The sequence below is a fragment of the Bartonella sp. AP150HLJHH genome (assembly GCF_042196385.1).
In the GTDB taxonomy this organism is placed as follows: Bacteria; Pseudomonadota; Alphaproteobacteria; order Rhizobiales; family Rhizobiaceae; genus Bartonella.
The window spans coordinates 1-6,662 of the sequence record NZ_JBHIQC010000046.1; the positions used below are offsets into that span (position 1 = coordinate 1).

Annotated in this window: 7 protein-coding genes and 1 pseudogene; all 8 read left to right on the forward strand. The window is 39.5% G+C overall.

What is annotated here, in order from left to right; genetic code table 11:
- Positions 1–444, forward strand: a pseudogene (locus ACFING_RS08890) (DUF3792 domain-containing protein); the annotation flags it as partial.
- Positions 445–765: 321 nt separating this feature from the next.
- On the forward strand, positions 766–1,965 hold the full coding sequence (locus ACFING_RS08895) for an MFS transporter (protein ID WP_375630544.1): 1,200 nt from the start codon (positions 766–768) through the stop codon (positions 1,963–1,965).
- 213 nt (positions 1,966–2,178) lie between these two features.
- Entirely contained in the window at positions 2,179–2,853 is a 675-nt protein-coding gene (locus tag ACFING_RS08900) for a hypothetical protein (protein WP_375630546.1), read from the forward strand.
- A 10-nt stretch (positions 2,854–2,863) separates the two neighbouring features.
- On the forward strand, positions 2,864–4,102 hold the full coding sequence (locus ACFING_RS08905) for a DUF2087 domain-containing protein (RefSeq protein WP_375630548.1): 1,239 nt from the start codon (positions 2,864–2,866) through the stop codon (positions 4,100–4,102).
- Between the two features lie 532 nt (positions 4,103–4,634).
- On the forward strand, positions 4,635–5,789 hold the full coding sequence (locus ACFING_RS08910; protein ID WP_375630549.1) for an MFS transporter: 1,155 nt from the start codon (positions 4,635–4,637) through the stop codon (positions 5,787–5,789).
- A 9-nt stretch (positions 5,790–5,798) separates the two neighbouring features.
- Positions 5,799–5,921, forward strand: coding sequence for a hypothetical protein (locus ACFING_RS08915; protein ID WP_375630551.1), 123 nt, complete (start codon positions 5,799–5,801; stop codon positions 5,919–5,921).
- 156 nt (positions 5,922–6,077) lie between these two features.
- A complete protein-coding gene (locus tag ACFING_RS08920) occupies positions 6,078–6,416 on the forward strand; it encodes a hypothetical protein (protein ID WP_375630552.1) in 339 nt (112 codons plus the stop codon).
- Positions 6,395–6,496 (forward strand): DUF2087 domain-containing protein, encoded by a 102-nt coding sequence (locus ACFING_RS08925; RefSeq protein ID WP_375612583.1) that lies wholly within the window; start codon positions 6,395–6,397, stop codon positions 6,494–6,496. Before ACFING_RS08920 ends, ACFING_RS08925 begins: the two co-directional genes overlap by 22 nt.
- The last annotated feature ends 166 nt before the right edge of the window (positions 6,497–6,662 follow it).

The window sequence follows — 6,662 nt, forward strand, 5'->3', positions numbered from 1 at the left end:
AATGATATTGGTTCTGCGATAACAGCTTTCAAAAATGATCCTTCTTACTATCGCACCACTTTAAAAAATCTTGGTGAGCGCCTGTCCGATCGTGTAGAAGATCTCACGACAAAATTTGATCGAAGTGATATCATCAAAGCCCTTGTGACCGATGGCATGTCCCGTTCGGATGCACAAACAGCAGCCAACCATGCTGTTCAACTCTATCAAAGCGCAGAGGAAAAGACCGAAAAAGCCATCAAAGCCCTTGAAGAACGGGCAGAAACACTCTCAGACAATCTTGAGGATACGATCAAGGGAGCAAAAAACACTGCAACTAAAGCCACAAAAACAGCCTCCAATATGGGGTGGTGGGGCTTTTTAGGAAGTCTGGTAGGCGCCATTATTTCCAGTATTTTTGGCTATTATGGTTATAGAAGCCGTAAGGACACTTTCATGCTTTAAAACGTCTACCTGTCTACCTTTAAAGCAAATACATAAAAAGCTGCACGCATAGTGCAGCTTTTTTGCAAAATTTTCTGATTGTCTTTTTGTATCATTGTCTCTCATATCAGACAACTTCACCAGCCCATCATCCTTAATACTCCCCTTTAAAAAAACATAAGGAGTTGCTCATCGCTGCCAATAGGCATTGTGCTTGTTTTGGAAAAGAGCTCTGAAAACTTCCTTTTCAACTGATCATCAAGAAAAACTATACAAAGCATGGGATATACCATAAACACGTAGAAGAAAATTGTACCTTATAACCTCTTGGGGAGGAGCATTGTGACAAAGAAAAAATCCATTATTTTCGCCCAAATGGGACTTTTCCTTGTTTTGGGCTTTAGCAGCTTTGCCGATGAAACAGCACAAGTTACATTTGCTCTACACTTAGCAGAAAGCACAGCATCTATTTCAATGCTGCTGTTTGCAGGGCTTGTCGGGGCAATTTGTGCCGGACCAATTGCACCACGCCTCTTGCATCGCTTCCAACCAGCGCGAACAATACCCATTGTTTTATTGTTTGAAGCACTCTTTATAGCCACAGCTGCAATCGCCAACCAATTTTGGATTTATATTGCCCTTTCTTTCGCACTAGGTTGTGCTGGTTCACTCTTTTGGTCTGCTATCCTTGTTGCTGTACCTGACTTCGCAAAAAATGATCATCAATTAGACCGTAACAACCGCATTATCCAAACAGTCCGTAATCTCGGCTACATTGCAGGACCACTGTTAGGAGGTGTATTGTATGGAATATCAAATGGGCAAAAAGGATTGTTTGCGTTGTCAATCATGGTTCTTTTTGCTACCTTTATCACTCTCTTCTGTTTTAAAAGTTTAAAAATTCATACACAAACGACAAACACAACGCAAAACAGCAAAAAAGGGCTAGATTTAACGGGTCTCTTGCGTAAAAAAAATGTTGTCTATGCTCTTTCTCCCCTCATCATTACCATCATCCTCACCTCTGCTCTCAACGTCTTATCGATTGTCCGCATCCGCACTGAGCTGTACTTCAGTGCAGAAACCTATGGGATAATCACAAGCATGTTAAGTCTTGGCCTCGTGGTTGGTCCACTCTGTTTCTCCAGCCTTTTTCATCGCTTTGGTAATGCCGCTGGAGCATCACTTGCCGCTGCAATCATCGGCTTTGCAATTTTCTGCTTTTCCTTAACACATATTGTATGGTTAATGATGCTGTCATTTTTCATCCTTGGGGGTGCTAACGGCGTACAAAATGCTCTAATGGCAAGTTTTATGATGAAAGCCATTCAGAAAGAACACCGAAACAACCAAATGCCTGCCTATATCTTTATCATACAAACAGCGGTGTGCCTTGGCTTTCTAGGAGCCGGTTTTGTAAAAGTGCATCACACCCAAAGCACACTGTTTATCATTGGCATCGCCACCATGATCACAGGCATCTTAGGTTTTATTGTGAACAGTGCCGTACAAAAAAAACAGAGAGAATTTGATAATGGTTAGTGGACGAGGCGTTTTTCTCAAGCAAACCATACACCACAAAAGGACATGACAATCACCACCCAATCAAATTTCAATAAAATCCCTATCAAATCGTTGTATCCCATGCAACCCCATACCAACCCAATAGGACTTTGATAAACCACTCTTTAATGTAGAGCAACTAATAACCCTCCCCAAAACTTGATATTTTAAAGTAAAAAAAACGATAACATCATGCAACAAGACCCTATAGGCTTAAACTTTTACAATGGAACAGGCGGTTATGTATGGCAACTTGCAGACTATATGCAACATGACTTGAATGAAAACATCCACACGCTTGAATTGCAAAAACCAACGCCGCCCATAGCCATCAATTCTTTCGCTGTCTACCCAAGTGAACTCAATCCTTTATCACGCGTTCAATGGGCAAAAGATGTACAAATAATAAAAAACAAACCAGCACTCATTGGCAAACGGCAAATACAACCCATCACCATTGTTTCTACAAAAGGAGCGGCATTTGGCGGATTCGACTTTCCCACATTTGAAGCACTTCGTGAAGGCTGCCTTGTCCAATCACTGAGGGAAATACAATTCAATGATACTCTTCTTGCCTCTGGAAGTCTTTTGATATCACTTTTACAACACGGTCTCATCAAAACAGATCAAAAAGCATTTTCAGAAAATGATGCAACCGCTCTTTTACGAGAGCCAACATGTATTATCATAGATTCTTCTCTTGGCAGTCTTGCCATTAATCAACTCAATGGGCGTACAATCCGGCTTCATGAAAAAACAAAACATCTCTTGAAGCAAGCCACCACACCAATACGTATTCAATATCCGCTAGAGGATTCAATAAAGTTTTTTATAAAAGCAGGAATGCTACGATTGGTAAAATTATAAGGATAAAAAGATGCAGCTGATAAGACCTGGCATGGGAACAGAAAATAGTGCACAGCTCATTTATGCGCTTATTCAAATGGCAAGACCGCGCACAGTCATTGAAATCGGTGCTGGTGATAGTACGCGCTTGATTGCTAAAGCACTGCAAAAAGCAAAACAAGCATGGCAACAAGATAAAAAACTTTTAGAATCCTCCACCTGGGAAGAGCGTACAGCTTTGCTTGATCCTTCAGGAATCCTTGAGAATTACGAACCTCGGCTTATCACCATTGATGATTTTACAGTCGAAGGTCAATCAGCAGAAGAAGCATGGCAAAAACTGCTTCAAGACGGTATTGAAAAAGACATGGTAACATTTATCCATGAGAATTTCTTCTCTTTCGATGATGAAACGCTCAAATCTTGGGGACCAATAGATTTTGCTTGGCTTGATGCTGGTACTCCCGCAGATGATGTGCGATTTGTTATAACCCTTTGGGAACACATCACCGCGGGTGGTTATCTTTGTCTACATGAACCAACCATAACAACAACAATTGCTCTCAATGGCGAACAACGGGTTCGACGCGTCAGAACTCCTTTGTGGGAAGAAATTCTCTACCGGCTTGATGGCTCCTATGAAGCTTTAACTCTTCCCGAAAACCACAAATATCGCCAAAGTGGTCTGGGGATTATTCGCAAACGCACCTCTGCCGAACAAATTGTACGCGCACAATCGCTCCAAGCAGAACTCATAGAAATCAATGAAATTCCCATTCGCAATGATCTTTTGCCCATGGGGAAAGAAACCCTTCACAAACGCAATACCCGCAATTCACTGATCTCTGCCATGACCTCCCCGACACTGCGTACTGTTTATGCCGCCATTATCCTTGGTGCAAAAAATCTTACTGATATCCTCAAACATGTCGATTCAGATGCCAAAAACATTCACAAATCCATCAATCGCCTTTTGAATCTCGGACTTATTCACAACACAACAGAAGGATTTCAAGCCGAAGAGACAGTGTGGAAAATGCTAGAAAATAAACATGAGCGGAATAGGGAAAATTTAAGCGACCGCCATTTAGAAACAGAAGAGATGCTATCAAAAATTGGTGAAGCCTTTCAGAAGGAAAAAATCTATAGCGAAACGGAAGTTTCCAAGATATGCAACCTCTTTACGATAGACTTTGCCCGATTACGACGCACTCTTGTTGAGAGAGGTTTTTTACAACGCCATGGAGGCAAATATCAACGCATGCGCTAAAAGAGAATTGAAAAATGATTAGCGAACTCTATCGTTTTTCTTCTCTATTTCAAGAGAATGAATAACCTTCCACTAAAAAAATATAATTTCATTAAAAGGTTACAAAATCATTCATCCCATTCATATGTTGACAATCTATGGAGATGAGATTAGCGTGCTCTCTTCGCAAGAGATGCAATGGGGAAGAACAAGAATGCGGGATGCCAATTGGTTATCAAAAAGGATTGGGTGGTTATCAAAAAGAATTAGAAATAGTCAAAACCATCAGGAGAAGATATAGGATCAAGGTCTCAATGGATCTTACGATTGTTGCGCGAACATCCGGGCACAGTGTTGTTGCTCAATCCAAATCATGCTCGATATTTCTAAAAACATCGTAGAAAAAACAATATTCTTGCATTGGACTGGCTAGTGAATCAAGAAAGATACTATTTCAACGAAATGTGCACAGCAGAAATAGGGCTGGCAAAACTTCCTCAAAAGATACAACAAAATGTCTTTGATCATTTAACAACACTTCTATGGAAATTCCATGGGCAAAAATAAAATTCCTTTTTTCATCTATAGCACAGTTTTTCTTTCTGAATTTTCCTTTTTCTTTGTACTCCCTCTGCTTGGAAACTCTTCTCTCATAACTGCTGCCAATGTTGCTTTTTATCTCGCTGGATCGGTAATCCTTGAAAGCATTCTCATGGTAACCACAACAGGTTTATTAGAAAGATTTTCGCGTAAACTCTTAATGGCTACCGCCTTTATTTTAAGGAGTAGCGCTTTTGTGTGCATTATCCTATCGCTCACACCTTCTGCATGGTTGATCTTTTTTACCTTAATGGCTTTTTCGAAAGCAATTTCAAAGCCATTTTTGAGAGAAATTTTATCAGAACATCTCAATGAAAATGCTCTTAAACGCGCATTAACTCTCTATTCTTTTTTTCAAAATGCTGCTGTCGTTATCGCCCCTCTTGTTGCAACGAGTGCCATAAAATACAACGCATCAACCTTCTTAATGGCTTTTTTTGCACTCATTGGTTTGTATCTTTGTGTTCTATCCATTCAAATTGTTTATCATTACCCGCATAAAACATTATCTCTTGAAAAGAATAAAAAAACAAAAAAAGCTCTTCTTTCTTCTTTAAAAACAATAATACATAATCGTTCTATTGCTTATTTGCTGGTCACGGCTTTGCTGTGTGCATTCCTCATGGGAATTTTCATCACCACCACAACACTTCTCAGTAAATTTGACAGCAATCTCGCCCCTTATAGTGGAATTTTCTTTTCAATTGTTGGCATCAGTATTTGTATCTGGCAAGGAATAATCAATAAACATCTCAGCCTTTCTGATAAATCAACTTTTTATCTGCTCTGCTTTATGGGAAGTTTCTCCTCGTTTTTCCTCATAGGTGGGGTCTTTACCGCTGTGACTGCGTTAATTGCCTACAGTGTCTATGAATCTGTCATGATTCCAGAGATATACTATCAAGCAGAGAAAACAACTACATCCCTCTCTGCCAGTGTTCTTTTCAGTTATATTCTTGTTATTTCAAATATTGGCCAAGCCGCCGGCTCATGGACAAGTGGATGGATTATCAGCCATTTCAACAATCATATCGCTTTCACCTTTTGCATGATTGTTGGTGCCTCCGCCTTTGCTTCTTGCCTTTGCCTCATGCAAACGAAAAAATAAGCAGCTTCCATGTCACATATAGTTTTTGCAACCGGTGGCACAACAAGAGCACTCAAAACACTTCGCCATAAATGGCTCAATTATGATTTTGTAACACACTCTGCGGCAAAAAAACTCAAAACGATCTTTTAAGATTGCTCTGTAAACGCCGTTGCAAATTGTCTCATAGCTTAAAGGATTATGGGGTAGACAAGCGTAAGGTAGCTACATTCTGCACGAATAATATTCTATTGATATCCATGTGCAATACAGCCAAATCATTTTTCTTATAATTCGCTCATTTCTGCCATGACCTCACCGACACTACGCGCTGTCTATACTGTTATTATACTTGGTGCTAAAATTCTTTCTGATATCCTCAAACTTGTCAATTCAGAGACCAAAAACATTCACAAATCTATTAATCGCCTTTTAAACCTTGGTCTTATTCAAAACACAACAAAGGGATTTCAAGTAATCGATAAATTATGGCAAGCGCTAGAAGATAAAAATGTACGAAATATGGAAATTTTTAGCGATCACCATTTAGAAACAGAAGATATACTTACAAAAATTGCAGAAGCATTTAAAATAGGAAAAACTATCGCGAAACGGAAACATCAAAAATATGTAGCCTTTTTACTTTAGATTTTGCGAGATTAAGACGAATCTTGGTGGAAAATGGATTTTTAAGACGATATGCAAGCAAATATCAGCGCATACGTTGAAAGAAAAAATTCAAGCATTTGAGTTTTTCTTATGCAGCGTTTTGTTTTTTTGTTTTCTGTAAAGAGAGTTTAGGCCAGCTATGCGCCCCCCTTAGTATTTAGTGGTATAGATAGTTTGGAGTTCAAGGAATTGTTTGCAGTTTTTTGTTACAAAAAGTTAGCAGAT